The following is a 19318-nucleotide window of genomic DNA, read 5'->3' on the forward strand; positions in this document are numbered from 1 at the left end:
TTTTAACACCTTTAATACTTCCCTAATATCATTTAATTCATGTATTTTTTCAAACACTTCATACGTCTAATTGTCCAAGCTCATACATATGCATAATAGTACATCAAGCTCATCATAGTAGAAAGAGGGATAACATGGACAATCAACAATGGCAAGTAGCAAAGAAAGTAGCTGCTACTTATATCGGAACTGTCGTTGGAGCTGGATTTGCTACTGGACGAGAAATTGTTGAATTTTTCACAGTGAATGGATTATACGGGACAATTGGCATATGTGTAAGTGGATTTTTTTTTATTTGGCTCGGCACAAAGATGATGTTACTTTCATCACAAATCGGGGCATTTTCAGCGCAAGAATTTAACAAATATTTATTTGGGGATGTATTTGGGAATGTTGTAAACACATTATTATTACTCGTTTTATTCGGTGTAACGAGCGTTATGTTATCAGGGGCTGGTGCAGTATTTGAAGAGCAACTTCGCTTACCAAGACAACTCGGTATTCTCATTACAGTTATCGCTTGTCTCATTATAAGTAGCCGCGGATTACAAGGTGTTTTTGAAGTAAATACACTTGTCGTACCTATTATGATGATTTTTATTATCGGACTTGCTATTACAACCTTTTTTCACGGTACACCTTCCATTAATAACACTATTCCTGCAGAGAGTTGGAATATGAAATGGATTACTAGCCCTATTACATATGTCGCCTTAAATCTTTCTCTCGCCCAAAGTGTTCTCGTCCCATTAGCCAGTGAAGTAAAGGATCGAAAAGCCATTTTTTGGGGTGGGATTTTAGGTGGTGCTGGACTTTCTTTAATTTTATTATGCAGCCATTTAGCAATCTTATCAGTCGATCAATTTTATCAATATAACATCCCAATGGCTGAAGTCATAAGAAGATTTAATGCAACTTTTCACTTCTTCTTCGTTCTCATTATTTTCGGTGAAGTTTTCACAACTTTAGTTGGTAATGTGTTCGGAATGACAAAACAGATGCAATCTATTACTGGGTGGAAAAATCACAATATTATTTTCTTCATTTTACTAATTAGTTATTGCTTTAGTTACATCGGTTACAGTGACTTACTTCATATTCTATATCCTATCATCGGATGGGTAAGTATTGTTATACTTCCAATCATTGCGTTTAAACAACTTCAAAAAACATAAAAAAGCATCCATGTTATTGGATGCTTTTTTATGTTCATTCACAATCATCACATACTTCCCAGTACGGTCCCATCTCTAATGCTAAATACGGCTTTAACTGCAACCGGATCATTCGACTAGGCATGCGCTCTAAAACAAATTGAATACCTTCTTCATCTTCGTCTAATTCAACTTTTGAAATCACAATTCTTTGTATAGTCGTAATGGGAATTCCATCTTTATATAAAGTGATTTTCACCTCATCGTATTCATTAAAATACAATTCGACACTCATTTGATTTTTCAGTATTTCATCAACAATTTTATATGTATCATTTTGTTCTTGGATTATATATTTCCATCCGCCTCTATCTTCTTTCGGAGCTGTTTGAAATAATGTCTCCAAATCCTCGTATAGCATAAGATAACCCCTCTCTTACTAAAAAACGATGAGTATTTTATATACCCTTTATCTCTATCACTATCCATAGCTATTGTACCATATATCACCGTTCTTACCGTATTCATTTGCTTCATAGATACTTATAAAATAACTAATTCTATCTCCATTATTATGTATATTACCTCATTACTCCATACACTCTTACAAGTTTAAATAGCGTCAGACTTTAATCCATGCAAATATTGTCTACTCTCCGCTTTTATTAGCTCACAGCATTCATACTTTTACATATAATAAGACTACCACAAATAAAAAAGGAGAGTGACTTATACCACTCCCCTTAAAAGAACTTCCCTATAGCTGCTAAAATTAATACGATTATTAAAATTGCAAATAATAATGAGACAATGAAACTAAAAATAGGTAACGCTTTCTTTTCATTCTTCTTAAATAGTAACTTTAAACTAAGAAAAATATTTACTGGTACAAGTATAAAATAAAAATATTTAACAATTTGTACCGAGCTATTCGAAAGTGTTTTTAATATAAACACTTCAATTAGAAAAACAATAAAAAATGAAATACTTAGCCAAAATGAGACGTAACTAAGCCAAGAATGTCTTTTTGTCCCCCAATACACTCCCATAATACTCTCCTTTTATTTGTATTCTATACGTTAATAATTATACACAAAGCTAACAAATACCTCTATTTTTCGACAAACATTATGTAAAATGCCATTTTAAACGTCATAAAGAAAGTCTACATCCCTATTTGATTTTACACAATAAAACAGACTACCCTCTAGTGGCATAACGCTACTAGGGGATAGTCTGTTCTCTATTAAACTTTAAATCTGTCAATTAGTCCTTGTAACTCTTCAGCCATTTGAGATAGCGTGCCCGCTGCGGATCCAATTTCCTCCATCGAAGCTAGCTGTTCTTCAGCTGAAGCCGCAACGTTTTGTGTGCTTGTCGCATTATTTTGCGCTGTCATTGCAATTTGTCCTACCGAAATAGATACTTCATTTGCCCCTTTTGACATTCCATTAGCCGTTTCAACCATCGTCTTAATTTGATTAGCTATTTCATTTGTAGATTGTAAAATTTCAGCAAAGTTTTGCTTCGTTTCATTTGCGATAACAAGTCCAGATTGAACTTCCTCATTTACATGATTCATAGATTTGACTGTCTTACCCATATCATCTTGTATTTCACATATTAATTTACTAATTTCACTAGAAGATACGCTAGACTGCTCTGCCAATTTACGCACTTCATCTGCAACAATTGCGAAACCTCTTCCATGCTCACCGGCTCTTGCGGCTTCAATCGCCGCATTTAAAGCTAGAAGGTTTGTTTGATCTGCAATATTTTGAATTACTTCTAAAATATCACCAATTTGTTTTGATTTATTATTTAGTAATTGTATAACTGCATCTGATTGTGACACAGATTCTGCAATAGACTGCATCTGGTTTACTGTTCTTCCTACTAGTTTCCCACCATCTTCTGCTTTTTCACGAGTATGTGCAGAAGCCGTATTAATAGATGATGAACTATTTGCTACATGCTGAATTCCTTCCGTTACATCAAACAGTAACATAGCGCCATTTTCTACGCTTGTTGTTTGCGTCGTTGCCCCACTTGATATTTCATCCATTGCGATTGTGATTTGCTCAGTCGCTTCACTTGCTTGCCTTACACTTGCAGTTAGCTCTTCTGATGCCGCTGCAACATGCCCAGCTGAATCGTTAATTCTTCCGATTAACGTCCGTAACGAATTCGTCATCTCATTAAATCCTTTAGCAAGTTGGCCGATTTCATCATTAGAATGAATTTCAATTGTTTGCGTTAAATCCCCTTCACTTATTTCTTTAGAGGTAACAACTAATCTCTTTAAAGGCTTCGTAATTGAAAGTGTTACAAAATAAATAAGTGCTCCACCTATTACTAATGAGATAAGCATAACAATTAACATATTATAAAATACAGGTTGAGCAGCTTCAATTACTTCACTTGAGTACATAGTCCCACCAATTTTCCAACCTGTTTTTACATTTGTAGCAAATACCATATTCTTTTCACTACCGCCATAAGAATATGAAAAAGCACCGTGATTATCTTCATAAATTTTCTTTGCCCAAGAATCAGCCGCTTTTTCCCCTGATTTTTCTTGTGGATGAGCAATTATTTTTTGCTTTCCATCTAAAATGAAGGCATATCCTTTTTTACCAATATTAATTAACTTTGATGTTTTTAATAAATTATCTAAACTTAAATCTAGCGCAACAACCCCATTTTTATCTTCTGTTTGTTTTGCGATTGTTACGACAATATGTCCATTTCCTTTTGCCTTATATGGCTCAGTAACAACAATACCACCTTGTTTTGCAACCGCATCTTTATACCAAGAACGCTCTGTTGGATCATAGTCTGTTGCCATTTGTATATTTGGTTCTTGTACAAATTTTTTATCATTTCCGGCAACATATACTTGTTCAACATCTTTATTTAAATTTATATATTGAGATAACATTTTTCTTAATTCATCCTGATTATCTCCTTGATACATATTCCCCTGAATCACCCGTGCAAAATTATTCACATCATTAAATTTTGCATCAATCATTTGATTGATTAAATTATCCAGTATTTTTATATTGTCGTTGGCACTACTCTTAATTTGCGATTCAAAATTCTTTTTGGCTGTTTGATAAGACATGCCTCCGATAATAGACACAGCCGCAATTAAAATTACAAAGAATGAAATTAATAGCTTTTTTGCTACTTTCATATCACGAAACAAATTTAATAGTTTATCCATTATGAACCTCCTAATTTTCAAATTTAAAAGTTAAATTGAGTTAATTATGAATATTTCCCAATCCCTAATTATTATTTTCATAACCTATTATGATGAATACTTTGTAAAGTTTAAACAATTAAATTCCCTTTGTCTATATATATGAATAATATTATTATAAAATTTACAAATAGAAAAAACCAAAGGGGCACCCTTTGGTTTTTACATTTTTTTATGTTGTTTAGAAAGCTTTTTCCACTTATCACGCTCTGCTCTGGCAAGGATTACATCTTGTTTTCTCATAAAATACGCCAGTTCTCTTTGTAATTTTTTATAGCTTTTCAAACGATCTATCGTAATAAGTCCGTTATCAATTGCACTATGCACCGCGCATCCTGGTTCATTCTCATGCTTACAATCACGAAAACGGCATGTTGTCGCAAGTTTTTCAATATCAGAGAATGTTGTTTGAATCGCTTCGCTTCCTTCCCACAGTTGCAATTCTCTCATGCCGGGAGTATCAATTACGAGAGCGCCACTTGGCAATTGAAATAACTCTCGATGCGTTGTCGTATGCCTCCCCCTACTATCCTCTTCACGTATATCTCCCGTTTTTGCTACCTCAATTCCTATTAGCGCATTTAACAAAGTTGACTTTCCTACCCCTGATGACCCAACTAAAGCAATTGTTTTCCCTGAAGAAACGAATTGTTTCAACGAATCAATACCTGTATGCTCTAAACTATCAACAACGAAAATAGGAACACCAATTGCTATAGCTTCCGTTTCTACAATTTTCCGTTCCACATCATTACATATACTACTCTTTGTTAAAACAATAACTGGCATAGCACCGCTTTCATACGCTAATAATAAATAACGTTCCATCCTTCTAACATTAAAATCATGATTAAGTGCATTCACTAAAAATAAATAATCTACATTTGCTGCTATTACTTGTTCTTCCGTTCGAGTACCAGCCTCTTGTCTAGAAAAAGAGCTTCTTCTCGGAAAAATACGATGAATGATAGCTTTCTTTTCATTCTCTATTTTCTTTATATACACCCAATCACCAACAGCTGGATAATCTCCCTTCGTTACTGCTTCATGCCGAAACTTTCCAGACAGTTCTGCCATATATTCACCATCATTACAAATAATTCGATATATATGCTTATGCTCAAGTAAAATACGCCCTACTTCAAAGTTCTCTACAGCTTGTTCCTCAAAAAAAGAATCCCAGCCATACGATTCTAAAATATTTTGATTCAAATTGATATCCTCCCTAGTTTAAGCTAAGTGGAAGGATAGTGCGCTCACTTATATCGTTTCGCCCTTTCCATCCACCTTTGTATTTGATTTATTATTCATATAAGTTATTTTCGCCATAATACATCACCCCGTTCTTATTTTAATTACTCTCATTATATGGAATTCTCCTATAAAAAGCTACATCATTTAACGTAATTTTCAAATAACTTGTTTTTGAGCATTCTAATTTGTCCTCGGTGACTAATTTCATCTTCTAGCACATGAAACCAAAGATAGTGCTGGTTATATACTACACCGTTAGGCCACTTTCTTTCTGACATGAGCCACTCATTACCTTGTTCACTTAAATACTTCAGAGATTCTTCTCGAACACTTTGTAGAAGTTGTACATAATACTGTATTTCATGACCACAGATTGCTCTACCCGCTTCCCCTAAATACAGTGCATCTTCCCATATTTCTAATTCTTCTTTTGTAAAGTCACGATCTTGAAATGAAATAAGCTGATGAACTTTTTCAATAGCTGCTATATGCTTTAATAAGGCGCCAATTGAATTTCCGCTGCTTTGCATAATTAAATCTAATTGCTCAACTGATAAATTTTTTACTTCGCCTAATGTTACAGCTCTCGTATGCTCAAGCAGGCTTACTAATTCCCCTATTTTTTTTGTATAACCATCTACACTTCTTATTCGATAATCTATATTCATATGACGCACCCCTTTCTGCATTCATATTATTGTAAAAATGATTCATATAATAGACTGAAATCTATCTAAATTTTCTGTTATAATTAATTTGAATACAAAATATACCCAAACAAACTTTCTCAATATGCTTATATGAAATATTAAAAGGAATCAATATAAAATAATCGAATCTTATTCACTAAAAGGAGTGGATTCGATGGAAATGTATCAATGGCTAACCGCTGTTCTCGTTGGTGGCATTACCGGCTTCGTTTCCCATCTAATCAATAACCAAGGTAAGTTATTGCTTCCACGCCGTTTGAAAACATTTTTTCATTTTGGATTTTTAACTGATATTTTTACTGGTAGCCTAGCCGCACTTCTTGGGCTCGTTTTATTCGATGTCACCGCAATAAAAGAAATTATAAAAGTATCCATTGTAACTGCTATTTCCGGTCAAACTTTTTTACTACATCAAGCTCTTGGTGGCGAACAGGCTAAAAATACGCAAATTGGGAAAGCTGATGAGAAGATTCAAGAAATTGACAAATTATTGCGACGTTAGTGTATACTTTCTTTTAAAATTATTGTTATAATGAGAAATAAATATTTTCTATTGCGTCGTTTGTCAGGAGAAAGGGTGTTTCGTATGACAAAAAAGAAAATAGAAGATTTCTTAACAAACTCCGAAAAAGAGGAACTGCTAGAAAACTATAAATGTTTACGAGAAGCCCGCACAAAAAGCGAAGCTAACTATTTTGGCGAAGCAGTAAACCATCTATTAAATAAAGCAAAACAACGAATTATTAAAGATGCAGGTATACATGATGAAAATGCTGCAACTGTTCAATCAAAGAGAAAAGCACTGTTTTAGCTACATTAGCTAAAACAGTGCTTTTTATTACAACATTTTTCACATTACTTTCACATCTATTTCACAATTATAAGTACTCCTATATGTTAAACTAGGTATATCCTTTTCCGAGGAGCTATATGCCGATATATAAACCCCTATCTATATAGGGGTTTTTTATTTTCCCATAATTTTATTACAAATCCTTTTCAATCATACAGCTCAACGACGAATTATTAAAAATACAGCAACTATGCAATCAAAAAGCACCTTTTTAACTTATCCTAAAAAATTGTTTTTTGATTTACTAAAACTTTATGATGCAATTCCTTTTTCATTATCTTTACTAATGTGTTCACCTTTTCTAAGCAGAAATAAAGCTACAACATATAATAACGCTGTAAAGCTACCTACTAGTATAAAATTGTGAGATGTTGCAAATAACATTCCTGCTATTACCGCACCAATCATTTGGCCAATGTACATCGAGGCGTTAGCAAGGGCAGCACCTGTTCCCCGTGCTATAGTAGACATGTTTTGTAAATGTCCCATCATTAATACAAACAAAATTCCTGTCACAAAAAATAAAACAAAGAAAAAGAATTCAACAAAAATAAGATTCTTTAAATAGGGAAGTATTACATATAACACTGCCGTAAATACAATTCCACCATAGAAAGAAAGATTGTATCCAATTTTATTTACAAGTCTAGGGCCAAAAATATTACCAGCTAAATTTCCTAATCCTAGTACAAGCATAGCCGTACCTACTTCATGAACCTGTAAGCCAAATTGAATGGAAAGCCATACACCAAAAAATGAAAATGCAGCAAAATTTCCGGTTTGAAAAACAAAGTATGCAAAATAAGAAAGTGAAACCTTTGAATCTGTAAGTAATTGTTTATAACGCTGTAAAATCACTTTTTTATTTCCATCTATATGAACCGACTGTATTTCTGGTAATACAACATAAATAAGAATAACAAGTAGTGCTGATAATATACCAATGAAATAGAATGGGATTGTATAATGTATCGTTGCTAAATAAGCTCCCAGTGGCAGCCCTAAAATTTGAGAGATTGATAACCCTGCTGTTGCAACCCCAATTGCTTTCACAATTTGCTTTTTCTCTATAAGGAGCGGAATGGATGCCCACACTTGTGGAGATACAAAAGCTGCACTTACACCTGCTAAAAATCTAAATGTTAGCATCCATAAAAAACTCGGTGCAATTCCACACAAAAACGTACTTATTGCAAAAAAACTCATACCTAGTACCATCACTTTTTTTCTGTTTAATCCATCTGATATAGGACCAGCAATAAGCGCAAATCCCGCATACCCTAAAGCATACGAACTCACCATCCATCCTGACAACTCGGTTGAAACATGATACACCTGTTGTAATGTCGGCAACAGTGGTGAAATTAAGAAAGTGTCTGTACCGATCATAAACATTATCGTGAAAAATACAGCTAGTACTCTATTCATTTAGACCTTCTCCTTATATAAACAGAGGGTACTATCCCTCTGTTTCACTAATCTTCTAAAATAGATTGGATTTCTTTCATGACTCTTTCATTCAATGAAACGTCTACCGCTTTCACACTTTCTCTTATTTGCTCTGCCCGCTTTCCACCAGGTATAACTGTATCAATTCCTTCTTTATTTAATAACCATGCTAACGCTAAATGAGACACTTCAATATCATTTTCTTTAGCTAGCCCTTTTAACTTTTCCACTTTCTTAAAATTACTCTTATATGTATTTTCTTCAAATAGATTTACATTTTGGCGCCAATCGACTTCGTTCAATTTAAAATCTTCTGTATATTTCCCACCTAATATTCCAAAAGCAAGAGGCCCATATGGAATAAATGAAATACCCGCTTCTATACAATACGGCAACAGTTCTTCCTCTGCCGTACGTTCTAACACATTGTACGGAGATTGTACAACATCTATATGACCATGTTGGTTCGCTTCTTTTAATTGTTCTATGTTTACGTTCGATATTCCAATTGAACGAATTTTCCCTTCTTCTTTTAAACGAGTAAGCTCTCCGATTGAATCTATGTAACTTGTTTCAGGATTTGTAAAATGTAAATAATATAAATCAATATAATCAGTCTGTAATCTTCTTAAGCTATTCTCCACAGCATTTCTTAAATAACTTGGTTCATTGTTAATATAAGTTTCTCCATTTAACAACGGTTGAATTCCACCTTTTGTAGCAAGTATAAACTCATGACGTTTTCCCTTTAATACTTCTCCTACTAATTCCTCTGATCTACCAAAACCATATGAATCTGCTGTATCAAAAAATGTAATCCCTTGCTGAATAGCTTCTTCTACTAATTGCTTTCCCTCTTCTTCATTCACATCAGCATATAAATTATGTCCCCCTACTGCATTTGTACCTAAACCCAACTTTGAAATATTTAGTCCTGCCTTTTGCAATTTTGTATACTTCATTTTTTCTCCCCCTATATTTCTATTGTTCGAATATATTTGAACAATAGAAATATATCACTTTATATGTTATAGTGCAAATATCTTAACTTATACAAGTAGGTGAAATATGCGTACACTCTATCATCCGAATCGAGAAGAAATTCAATTTTCTTCTGTCTTATATGCACTTAGCGATCAAATTCGTTTACAAATTGTAAATATGTTACTAGAGAAAAGTGAACAATCTTGTGGTGCTTTAAACATCCCTATTGCGAAATCAACTTTATCTCACCATTTCAAAGTTTTACGTGAGTCAGGTGTTATGTACACGCGCCTTGAAGGAACACAACGTTTCATTTCAATTCGTGAAGAAGATTTAAATGCTAGATTCCCAGGTTTGTTACAAGTTGTATTACATGCGACAAAGCCATATTAAAAAACATCTCATATTCATATGAGATGTTTTTTAATATGGCTATTCTTTTAATAAATCTATTAATCCATTCCCTTCAGATGTACGTTCGTACCCTAAAGGTACAGTTCTTTTAATAAGTTGTGCATATACTTCCGGCTCTGATAACTTTCGACCGTATTCTTTCTCACACTGTTTAATGAGCAAGGCGAGCGCCCCAGCAATATGCGGCGTCGCCATGGAAGTTCCACTTAACACAGCATATTTCCCATCTGGATACGTAGATAATATTTCATCACCTGGCGCTACTAGATCAATTTCTTGATTTGAATTACTAAAACATGCAATCTTCCGCTCTAAATTAACAGCACCAACTTCAATTACCTCAGAGTAAGCACCTGGGAAATCTAATTCCTCTGTTTCATCATCGCAATCTCCATTATTTCCAGCAGCACATACAACGAGAACATCCTGCTTTACCGCATTTTGAATTGCTTCATGTAATTCTGGAACATCTTGCGGACCACCAAGTGACATTGAAATAATTCTCACTTTCTCTTGATTCGGCCCTCTCCAATTTACAGCATAATGAATTGCCTCAATAATTTGCTCATAACTTCCAGAACCATCTCCCGCTAAAACTTTTAATACTAACATTTTAGCAAGTGGTGCAACTCCTAATACACCGACACCATTTTCAGTCGCGGCAATCGTCCCCGCTACATGAGTACCATGTCCGTTATTATCAAGATACACATTTGGATCAGCTTCATAATCTTTTGTGAAATTTCTTCCGTCGATAATACGATCTTTTAAATCTATATGATTAGTATCACACCCTGTATCTAATACGGCAACGACTACATCTTGCCCCTTCACACTCTTTTCCCATACTTGCGGAGCGTGAATCATTTGTACACCTGGTGGAATTTCATTTACTTGTTCTACCACCTTATTTACGGTAAACGGAATCAATTGTATACCTTTTTGTTTATTCACTGTACTACTCATCGTAATCCCTCCTGAAAATGTATTATTTTCATTTCAGACCACTTTTGAATACGTGTAAATGTAACATTCGTTTTATTCTTTTTGTTTTCCTTCATTTCAAATATTTCTCAACATCATTTACTAACTCTATACTACTTTTTTATTTTCCCTATGATTTGTAGGAAGTAACACCCCATGTCGTTCAACTACTAACCAAAATAAGAGAACCAATTAATGGTCCTCTTACAGTCTTTTAAAAGAATGATATGTAATTTGAAAAATAATATAAATTAAGACTAAACCTCACTCTTGTTTAAAAACTTTTCTATCTCTTTTACTAAATATTCCGCTCCCTCTATCCCAACAGTAATATTTCCATTTGCTAATGATATGTTCTGTTCTGAAACATCACCTGTGATTTGGCAAGCATTGTAAGGTTGATATTTTTGTAAAATGATTTTATCTGCTTCTACAAAAATTTCAAGCGGTGATTTGATTTGTATTCCCAATACATCGCGTAATTCTTTAGGGATAACAATTCGTCCTAATTCGTCTACTTTTCGAATAACTCCTGTTGCTTTCATATTTCTCCCCCCCTTACTCTATATTAATTTTTTCACCTCGCTTTTTCCATTTTATCACTTTTTGGCAATACTTGCCTCTTTTTAGAAAATTTTGTACTCGAGTTAAAAAAACACATTTAATGCATATGTAATCTCTCTTTCAATTGTTTTACATAACGGGATCTTATAAGTAAGAAGTATACAATTTGAATACCTATGAAAATACTTAATACAACTGTATTTTCTTTAAACAATGAGTACTCAAACATTTGCCCTAACGCAGTTAAGGCTACTGCCCCATGTAATGTTGCAACACCAATTGGAACGAAGAATAAAAGCGCCAATCGAATTGTAACTACCTTCGATAATTCCCCGCTCGTCAATCCAACTTTTCGAATCATTTCGAACAAGCGAACATCATCCTCCAAATCGGAGAATAAACGGAAGTAAAGGAAACTTCCTGCGCAAACGAAAAATACTATACCAATAAAGAAACCTACAAATAAAATCGGTCCTGCAATTTGTAAACTTTGGTTTTGTTCGTACTCTTCCGCACTAAACGTTGACTGTTCTTGATACGGTTTAATTTGATGAGTAAGCTCTTTACCAATTTCAATCTCATCTTTCGTTCTTTCAGTTTTATACATATAATCTTTTGTCTCTATAAATCCATCTTGTAATGAATCATATTGATTATTAGAGATTACATAAACATTTCCTCTTAATATTTTCCCCAATGAAGATGAAGTAACTTTTTTCACCTTTAAACTTTCATTCATATTGGGTAAAGTAATTTCTTTTCTTTCTTTCATCGCTGGCCCTGGTATATCAGCTGACAAAAATACAATCTCTTTATTGGCTACAGTATTAAATGGTTCTCCTGTTAACTTTGCATATTCCTTATAATCTGATTCTTTTATAAAAGTGGCGCTTCTTAACGACTGTTCCTCCGTTTTCTTTGTCGAAATATTAGTTTTTAAAGCTGCTATATTATGTTTCTTTAATCCTTTGTCAATCATTTGTATATGTTGTGATTCGTTACTATTCCCTTGCTTAGAATGGTAATGAAACGCAATTGGTCTCTCCATTATCCCTTTCGTCATGGATGCGAAGCCGACTAATGTCCCTATTGCGGAAAATGCTACAGTAGAAATAATGGTTACAATAAAGAACATTCTTGCGTTATCTCTCATGCGATACGCTAAATCTGATAACGTAATAATATTAGTCTGTGTCCAATAGAAACGTTTACTTTTTTTACATAATCGAATAATAAAGACACTCAGCTGCTTGTACAACAAATACGTCCCAATAATAACTACCGTTGTAACAGGAATCATCATAATAAATACCATTGCGCCATGCGATAGAAGAGCTCCTACATAGCCAGCACTAAGCAATACTACTGCTAATATTGAAGAAATGATTGATGCTTTCGGTTCCGGTTTTGCCTCTGCTGACCCTCTAAACAACTTCATAATTTTATTTTTACGAATCATTCCTGCACTAAACAATGATATGATCATAAATAATATGAAAAACATAATACTTGTTACAACAATTGCTTTCATCGGTATGTAATAGGATAAGGATATATCTAGTTTTAATATCATCGGGGCGACAAATAATAATACCCCTGAAAATAACATACCTGAAAGAATACCAAAAATAATTGCCCCTATTCCAATCATAATATTTTCAAAAAAGATAAGACGCTTTAATTGATATTTCGTCATACCTAGCATCATTAAAATTCCTAGCTCACGCTTTCTCGTTTTTAAAAACATTCCCATCGAATATAAAATAAAGAAGAATGTAAATAAGTAAATAATAGACTGTGCAAAAGACATACTTACGAATACGTACTGACCCAATTCTCCTGCACTTAATGCCGGATGAAACGCAAAAAATGAATACACAAAAAAGGCCATAATAGCAAATGCACTACTCAAAAAATAGGCTGAGTATGTCCGTCTATTTCGCGTTACATTCCGATATGCGAGTTCTCTAATGTTCATATTACTTCTCCGCCCTTCTTTCTACTAACTATGTTTTTATATTAGTAAAGTACGGAAATACCTTCCATCGATTCAAATGACAAAAACCTTACAGTTTTGAAAGGTTTAAAAAAATTGCTTATACGTAGTACTTTATTTATAATGACTACATTCATATTCATACACACATCCTATTGTATATTCGTTAGTTTTGCGAAATAATAAAGGATAGAAGTATGTACCATTATACATATAAACTTATTTACCGCTTTAATATGAATAGGAGGAAAACATAATGACATTACAAGAACAGATTATGAAAGCATTACATGTTCAGCCTGTAATTGATCCAAAAGTTGAAATTCGTAAACGAGTTGATTTCTTAAAAGATTATGTAAAAAAAACAGGCGCAAAAGGATTTGTACTTGGTATTAGCGGCGGCCAAGACTCTACTTTAGCAGGACGCTTAGCACAACTTGCAGTTGAAGAAATTCGTAACGAAGGTGGTAATGTAACGTTTATCGCCGTACGTCTTCCTTATAAAGTACAAAAAGATGAAGATGATGCACAATTAGCATTACAATTCATTCAAGCAGATCAATCTGTTGCATTTGATATTGCTTCAACTGTTGATGCTTTTTCAAATCAATATGAAAACTTATTGGGTGAATCATTAACAGATTTCAATAAAGGTAACGTGAAAGCACGTATCCGTATGGTTACTCAATATGCAATTGGTGGACAAAAAGGGCTACTTGTTATCGGAACAGATCACGCTGCAGAAGCTGTAACAGGGTTCTTTACAAAATTCGGAGATGGTGGTGCAGATTTATTACCATTAACGGGATTAACGAAGCGCCAAGGACGTGCATTATTACAAGAGTTAGGTGCAGACGAGCGACTTTACTTAAAAATGCCAACAGCTGATTTATTAGATGAAAAACCAGGTCAAGCTGACGAAACAGAGTTAGGTATTACTTATGATCAATTAGATGATTATTTAGAAGGTAAAGCAGTTCCAGCTGACGTTGCAGAGAAAATTGAAAAACGTTACACAGTGAGTGAGCATAAAAGACAAGTACCAGCGTCAATGTTTGATGATTGGTGGAAATAAAACATAAAAAAGAAGCTAATCTCATTTAGCTTCTTTTTTATATGTTAACGATATACCCCTACTCTTTTCTCCAATAAATCTTGCAGGCAATCTTCATGCTGTTTACAAAATAACGGTGGCATGTCGTCTAACGGGAAAAACTTCAAATCCAACGTTTCATCACCATCTACTTTTTTGTCGCCCCCAACTATTGAGCATGAAAAACACATCACAATTGACTGTGCCTTGTCTCCATTTGGATATGATTGAAAATATTTTGTATACACTCCAATAAGCTCATTTATTTCTACATCATACCCGGTTTCTTCTTTTATTTCTCGGATTGCAGTTTCCGCAGCCGATTCTCCTATCTCCATTGCGCCACCTGGAAAGCCCCAAGCGTTAAAGTCTCCTCTTTTTTGCAGTAATACTTCTCCTTCTTTATTAAATACACAACCACCGGCAAAGTTTAAGAAAACATAATCATGCCCTACTTTTTCACGTAATTCTTTTATATAATTCGCCATTCTCTTCCCCTTTTCATACTTCTTCTATCGCTATTTCTTATCTTTTTCAAGCAATTCAATAATTCGATCTAGCTTCTGGTTCATATTAATCACGTGGTGTTTCTTTGCAACGCTGCTTTGTAATACTCTTCTAATAAACAAAGTAAATGATATGAAAAACAAAACGATAAGTCCGATTACTAAACAAGTATATATCAATGTAAAAATATTACTTTCGAACAAGTTCATTCAGCATTCACATCCTCTCCTTTTTATTTTATCACATAATTCCCAATATTTTAAAGTGATCAACAAATATAAAAAGAGCATCTTTTACAGATGCTCTTTCTCATTGCTTAATACGTAAATGTAATTGTCGCCAATGAATAACCCGCCAGTGCACTATAAGGTGCTACTTGATAAGACACACGCTTTGCACCTTTTGGCCAATTTATTTCATTTAATACTTTCTTTATATCTTGCATCGTTCCATCCATGGACTGCTTATATCGTACTTCTACTTTTTCTGGTTTGGCTGCAAACTGTTGCTGCAACTTTTGCTTAAATTCATTATAATTTTCTGCTCCGTATTCTGCAGATAAGTATTGTAAATTTGTTTCTTTTAACATCTGCTCATATACAATAGTTTTTGAGCTACCAGCTTTTATTTTATTTGTTAATTCACCAAAATAACTTGTAGTTGCCGCTGGATATTTGCTACGATCCCATTCATGATCTTTACTTAACTGTTCGTCAGACATATTAAAATATGAGTAAGTTACACGCCCTGCTTTATCTGGTACTGGATCATCAAATGTAGTATCTAGGTGATACCATTTGTTTTCAATGTTCACTAAATTCCACGCGTGAGCTTGTCCATTTCCTGTGCCTGTTACAATATGATTTTGAATACCTGCCTCTTTTAACAACTCATACGTTAATAATGTATATCCTTGGCAAACGGCAGAACGATTCGCTAATGCTTCATATGCTGTATACGCTTGATAAGACGTATCATAAGACACATGCTTCACAACGTAATCGTGAATAGCTTTTACTTTCTCATGCTCATCCATTCCTGGTTTTACAATTGATCCAACAATTGATTTTGCCTGAGCTTTTACATATTGAGTTTGTTCTTTTGATTCACGGTATTTTACTTGCAGTGTAAACGTATAGTCCCCTGGCATTCCTTTAATAGAATATCTAGTAGACGCTACATTATATTTTACATACTCATCAGCATCTACAATTTTATTAAACTCACCATACAATTGATCCATAATATTTCTAGCATTTCTATCTTTTGTTTTATATGTGATTGTAATATTTTCTTCTCGATTATCAATCTGTTTTTTTAATTCTTTTCTGAAATCATCTAATAACTTTACATCTGATTGTGCTGTCACCGTAGTCGGATTTGTAGCTGCATAAGATACAGATGACGCTTGTAAGCCTCCCATTACTATAGTTGAACAAAGTGCGGCAGCTGTCACATACTTACTTGTCTTTCCCATCTTGTCACTCCTTATATTCTATAACTATACGAAAAAGTATCGTATAGTTTCAGAGTATACAATACTTTTTCGTATAGGTCATATGAGATTATGCATATTAACTAATTCACATAAAAAGGTTGTTCTTTTTAAAAGAACAACCTTTTTTCATTAGCATGTTTGTAATACACAGCATGTATTTTCAAAACGTTGATTTTTCAAATCTTCATTACTAATACAGAAATATAGCATCCCTAGTTCTCCCCAAACCATATTACAATTTTTATGATCTGAATCAATTTGGAATAAAAGAGTCATTTGCTGCGGGTCTACTCCCATATATTCTCCTGTCTCATATAACACTTCTTCTTGTACAGAGAATGGCTCACCAAACATTTGATGGTTATCGTAGTTATCTGGAATTAGCTCTTCAAGTAATTGCAAGAAACGATCTGAATCAGCCTCATCTTCAATGAAAAGTTCTGGTAATTTGTATGTCAGTTCAAAAGTAATTGCACACTGGTTATATTTCGCTTGTATTTCATTTTCTCTTCGTAATTGCTCTACAGGAACATCATAATAAAGTACACGCCCAGCTTCTGTTAGATTCACATTTTCTTCAAAATAATTTTCAATACAAAAGAAATACAGCATCCCCGTCTTAGGAAGATTGTGATCCATACCAACGTTTTGTAAATCACTTAAGTTAAATTGTGCGATAAATTGTAGTGGATTTCCCTTATACTTTGGATATTCAAATAAAGCTGGTAAATCAGGAACTCCTCCCATTTTCGAACTACCTATCGCAACAGTTTCCTGCTGCTTTGGCACAACTTTTATACAAGGAAATACAGTATTAATAAGTTCTTCTTTCAAGTGTGTTAGTTCATATTTATCAATTAACACTTCAATTTTTTTATTCATAAATTCTCCTTACATTTACATACTTATTTATATCATAGTACAAAGATTATACTTCATTCTTTACAAAATCAACAAGCCTCAAAAAAAACGGGCTCATCCTTCGTACGCGAACAAGTTTAAAAAAGCATACTATACATTGTTCCTACAAACACGATAATTCTTTAGTTCTTCCAGTACATTTTCCCCTCGTTCATTTTTATTTTTAATATAAGGAGGAATTCCACATGGGTTACGGATATAGTTGCGGCGGTTACGGTTACGGCGGTAGCTGTGGTGGTTGTGGTTACGGAGGTTTCGCTTTATTAATCGTTTTATTCATCCTTCTAATCATCATCGGAGCTAGCTGTTGGGGCGGATTTGTAGGCTGCTAGTAAACTTAAAAACCATTGTAAAAAAGCACGTACAATACGTGCTTTTTTGCCATTTCCAAATCTTTCATTTGAAAGGAAGTATGTTTAATGAAGATCGATGGTGTTTTTGAAGGAGGCGGTGTGCGCGGTATTGCGCATGTTGGGGCAATTTGCGCGTTAGCCGAAAAAGGTTATGAATGGGAACGTGTAGCTGGAACATCAGCCGGTGCAATTATCGCGGCACTTTTAGCTGCAGGATATTCTTGTTCAGAGCTAAAAACCATTATAACTGATATCGATTATAACAAATTTACGAAGAAAACCTTTATTGACAAAATCCCCTTTATCGGAAAAGGACTAAGTGCATGGACTACTCTAGGTATATACTCTAATGTATTTATAGAAGAATGGATTGAAGAATTACTTCGAAAAAAAGGTGTTCATTTATTTACTGATTTACCGGATCTAAACAAACTCAAAATCATCGCTTCTAATATTAGTAATGGTAAAATGGTTGTCTTTCCTGACGACTTACCAAACTACGGATTTTTAAATTATCGCTTCTCTATTGCTAAGGCGGTAAGAATGAGTAGTACAATCCCCTTCTTCTTTGAACCTGTAAAATGGAGAACTCCAAAATGGAAGCAGCCTTGTTATATGGTTGATGGAGGAATTCTAAGTAATTATCCAATTTGGATCTTCGATTCACCTACCGCTCCTCGCTGGCCGACTTTCGGATTTCATTTTGTAAAGGATGAAATTCAAGCTGACCCTGCTCACTATAACGAGCCTATTTCTATGTTCAAAGGACTATTTAAAACAATGATGCAAGCTCACGATTTACGTCATTTAGATAAGGAATCAAAAGCAAGAACCATTACAATTCCAACAGGAACGATTACAAGTACTAATTTTGAACTGACAAAGGAAGAAAAAGAATGGCTTTACAATTCTGGTTATAACTCTGCTAATAAATTTTTACAAGCTTGGAACTTTAGGCAATATATTGATGAATATAGAAAAGGAAATCAAGACCGAAAGACAAATCGATTTTTTCGTCAACTTGACTCATAATATTATTATTTTGCATACAAAAACGTTTGACAAATTAATAGTAAATAAGCCTAGTAATTTCTTATATTACTAGGCTTATTTACTTCCTATACAATCTCGTACATTGTTTAAGGGTACGATAACCCTTCGGCTTCTTCTGCAGTAATAACTATGTAACGATTTCCCGTTCTTAATCCTAACAGTTCTGCTTTTTCAATTGCTTCTTGCTGCGTCTCCGCATAAGCAGCTAAATATTTTTCTCCATTGATCATTTGGCAAATTACATATTGTTTCATTACTTTCTC

Annotated in this window: 22 protein-coding genes; 7 read left to right on the forward strand and 15 right to left on the reverse strand. The window is 33.9% G+C overall.

All coding sequences use genetic code 11. The features are described 5' to 3' along the window. Positions 1-134: 134 nt before the first annotated feature. Positions 135-1175, forward strand: a complete 1041-nt coding sequence (locus OXT04_RS27020; protein WP_000370207.1) for a YkvI family membrane protein — start codon at positions 135-137, stop codon at positions 1173-1175. A gap of 34 nt (positions 1176-1209) precedes the next feature. On the opposite strand, the gene OXT04_RS27025 is transcribed toward OXT04_RS27020, so the two are convergent. The 5 genes from OXT04_RS27025 to OXT04_RS27045 form a co-directional block, all read right to left on the reverse strand. Beyond that, on the reverse strand, positions 1210-1575 hold the full coding sequence (locus OXT04_RS27025; RefSeq protein ID WP_000965063.1) for a DUF3979 family protein: 366 nt from the start codon (positions 1573-1575) through the stop codon (positions 1210-1212). A 322-nt stretch (positions 1576-1897) separates the two neighbouring features. Next, on the reverse strand, positions 1898-2203 hold the full coding sequence (locus OXT04_RS27030) for a hypothetical protein (protein ID WP_065211650.1): 306 nt from the start codon (positions 2201-2203) through the stop codon (positions 1898-1900). A 197-nt stretch (positions 2204-2400) separates the two neighbouring features. Continuing rightward, a complete protein-coding gene (locus tag OXT04_RS27035; RefSeq protein ID WP_097821628.1) occupies positions 2401-4383 on the reverse strand; it encodes a methyl-accepting chemotaxis protein in 1983 nt (660 codons plus the stop codon). 201 nt (positions 4384-4584) lie between these two features. After that, positions 4585-5634 (reverse strand): ribosome small subunit-dependent GTPase A, encoded by a 1050-nt coding sequence (gene rsgA, locus OXT04_RS27040; RefSeq protein ID WP_065228694.1) that lies wholly within the window; start codon positions 5632-5634, stop codon positions 4585-4587. 182 nt (positions 5635-5816) lie between these two features. Then, positions 5817-6344 carry a DinB family protein gene (locus tag OXT04_RS27045; protein WP_065228693.1) on the reverse strand — a complete coding sequence of 176 codons (528 nt, stop codon included), beginning with the start codon at positions 6342-6344 and terminating at the stop codon, positions 5817-5819. 196 nt (positions 6345-6540) lie between these two features. Here OXT04_RS27045 and OXT04_RS27050 point away from each other — a divergent pair, with 196 nt between their 5' ends. Both OXT04_RS27050 and OXT04_RS27055 read left to right on the forward strand, forming a co-directional pair. Further along, positions 6541-6888 (forward strand): DUF4257 domain-containing protein, encoded by a 348-nt coding sequence (locus OXT04_RS27050; RefSeq protein WP_000426317.1) that lies wholly within the window; start codon positions 6541-6543, stop codon positions 6886-6888. 84 nt (positions 6889-6972) lie between these two features. Then, positions 6973-7197 carry a hypothetical protein gene (locus OXT04_RS27055; protein ID WP_000162602.1) on the forward strand — a complete coding sequence of 75 codons (225 nt, stop codon included), beginning with the start codon at positions 6973-6975 and terminating at the stop codon, positions 7195-7197. A 294-nt stretch (positions 7198-7491) separates the two neighbouring features. Here the strand turns inward: OXT04_RS27055 and OXT04_RS27060 are convergent, their stop codons facing one another. Then, entirely contained in the window at positions 7492-8667 is a 1176-nt protein-coding gene (locus tag OXT04_RS27060; protein ID WP_097821626.1) for an MFS transporter, read from the reverse strand. Between the two features lie 47 nt (positions 8668-8714). Then, positions 8715-9650, reverse strand: a complete 936-nt coding sequence (locus tag OXT04_RS27065) for an aldo/keto reductase (protein WP_097821625.1) — start codon at positions 9648-9650, stop codon at positions 8715-8717. A 106-nt stretch (positions 9651-9756) separates the two neighbouring features. Here OXT04_RS27065 and OXT04_RS27070 point away from each other — a divergent pair, with 106 nt between their 5' ends. Then, on the forward strand, positions 9757-10065 hold the full coding sequence (locus OXT04_RS27070; protein WP_053564708.1) for an ArsR/SmtB family transcription factor: 309 nt from the start codon (positions 9757-9759) through the stop codon (positions 10063-10065). A gap of 39 nt (positions 10066-10104) precedes the next feature. On the opposite strand, the gene OXT04_RS27075 is transcribed toward OXT04_RS27070, so the two are convergent. The 3 genes from OXT04_RS27075 to OXT04_RS27085 form a co-directional block, all read right to left on the reverse strand. Next, the gene (locus OXT04_RS27075) at positions 10105-11052 is read right to left on the reverse strand and encodes a S8 family peptidase (RefSeq protein WP_000099763.1); all 948 of its coding nucleotides are present in this window, start codon (positions 11050-11052) and stop codon (positions 10105-10107) included. Positions 11053-11327: 275 nt separating this feature from the next. After that, a complete protein-coding gene (locus OXT04_RS27080) occupies positions 11328-11615 on the reverse strand; it encodes an AbrB/MazE/SpoVT family DNA-binding domain-containing protein (RefSeq protein WP_000648324.1) in 288 nt (95 codons plus the stop codon). Between the two features lie 116 nt (positions 11616-11731). Next, complete coding sequence (locus OXT04_RS27085; protein ID WP_097821623.1) at positions 11732-13612, reverse strand: FtsX-like permease family protein; 1881 nt, start codon at positions 13610-13612, stop codon at positions 11732-11734. A gap of 274 nt (positions 13613-13886) precedes the next feature. On the opposite strand from OXT04_RS27085, the gene nadE reads away from it, so the two are divergent. Further along, a complete protein-coding gene (gene nadE, locus OXT04_RS27090; protein ID WP_000174904.1) occupies positions 13887-14705 on the forward strand; it encodes an ammonia-dependent NAD(+) synthetase in 819 nt (272 codons plus the stop codon). A 44-nt stretch (positions 14706-14749) separates the two neighbouring features. On the opposite strand, the gene OXT04_RS27095 is transcribed toward nadE, so the two are convergent. The 4 genes from OXT04_RS27095 to OXT04_RS27110 form a co-directional block, all read right to left on the reverse strand. Beyond that, positions 14750-15211, reverse strand: a complete 462-nt coding sequence (locus OXT04_RS27095) for an NUDIX hydrolase (RefSeq protein WP_000024996.1) — start codon at positions 15209-15211, stop codon at positions 14750-14752. Positions 15212-15241: 30 nt separating this feature from the next. Continuing rightward, positions 15242-15439, reverse strand: a complete 198-nt coding sequence (locus OXT04_RS27100; protein WP_001048104.1) for a DUF4083 domain-containing protein — start codon at positions 15437-15439, stop codon at positions 15242-15244. A 107-nt stretch (positions 15440-15546) separates the two neighbouring features. Then, complete coding sequence (locus OXT04_RS27105) at positions 15547-16707, reverse strand: transglutaminase domain-containing protein (RefSeq protein ID WP_097821621.1); 1161 nt, start codon at positions 16705-16707, stop codon at positions 15547-15549. A gap of 150 nt (positions 16708-16857) precedes the next feature. After that, positions 16858-17610 carry a YwqG family protein gene (locus OXT04_RS27110; RefSeq protein ID WP_090976248.1) on the reverse strand — a complete coding sequence of 251 codons (753 nt, stop codon included), beginning with the start codon at positions 17608-17610 and terminating at the stop codon, positions 16858-16860. A gap of 224 nt (positions 17611-17834) precedes the next feature. On the opposite strand from OXT04_RS27110, the gene OXT04_RS27115 reads away from it, so the two are divergent. Together OXT04_RS27115 and OXT04_RS27120 are read left to right on the forward strand one after the other, a co-directional pair. After that, complete coding sequence (locus tag OXT04_RS27115; RefSeq protein ID WP_000540425.1) at positions 17835-17981, forward strand: YjcZ family sporulation protein; 147 nt, start codon at positions 17835-17837, stop codon at positions 17979-17981. Positions 17982-18068: 87 nt separating this feature from the next. Beyond that, positions 18069-19034: a patatin-like phospholipase family protein gene (locus OXT04_RS27120; protein ID WP_267418669.1), complete on the forward strand. Its 966-nt coding sequence runs from the start codon at positions 18069-18071 to the stop codon at positions 19032-19034. A gap of 107 nt (positions 19035-19141) precedes the next feature. On the opposite strand, the gene OXT04_RS27125 is transcribed toward OXT04_RS27120, so the two are convergent. Next, positions 19142-19309: a DUF3933 family protein gene (locus OXT04_RS27125; protein ID WP_000816390.1), complete on the reverse strand. Its 168-nt coding sequence runs from the start codon at positions 19307-19309 to the stop codon at positions 19142-19144. Positions 19310-19318: the final 9 nt, after the last annotated feature.

This window comes from Bacillus sp. GC_Bacil_1 (assembly GCF_026540675.1).
Lineage (GTDB): Bacteria > Bacillota > Bacilli > Bacillales > Bacillaceae_G > Bacillus_A > Bacillus_A cereus.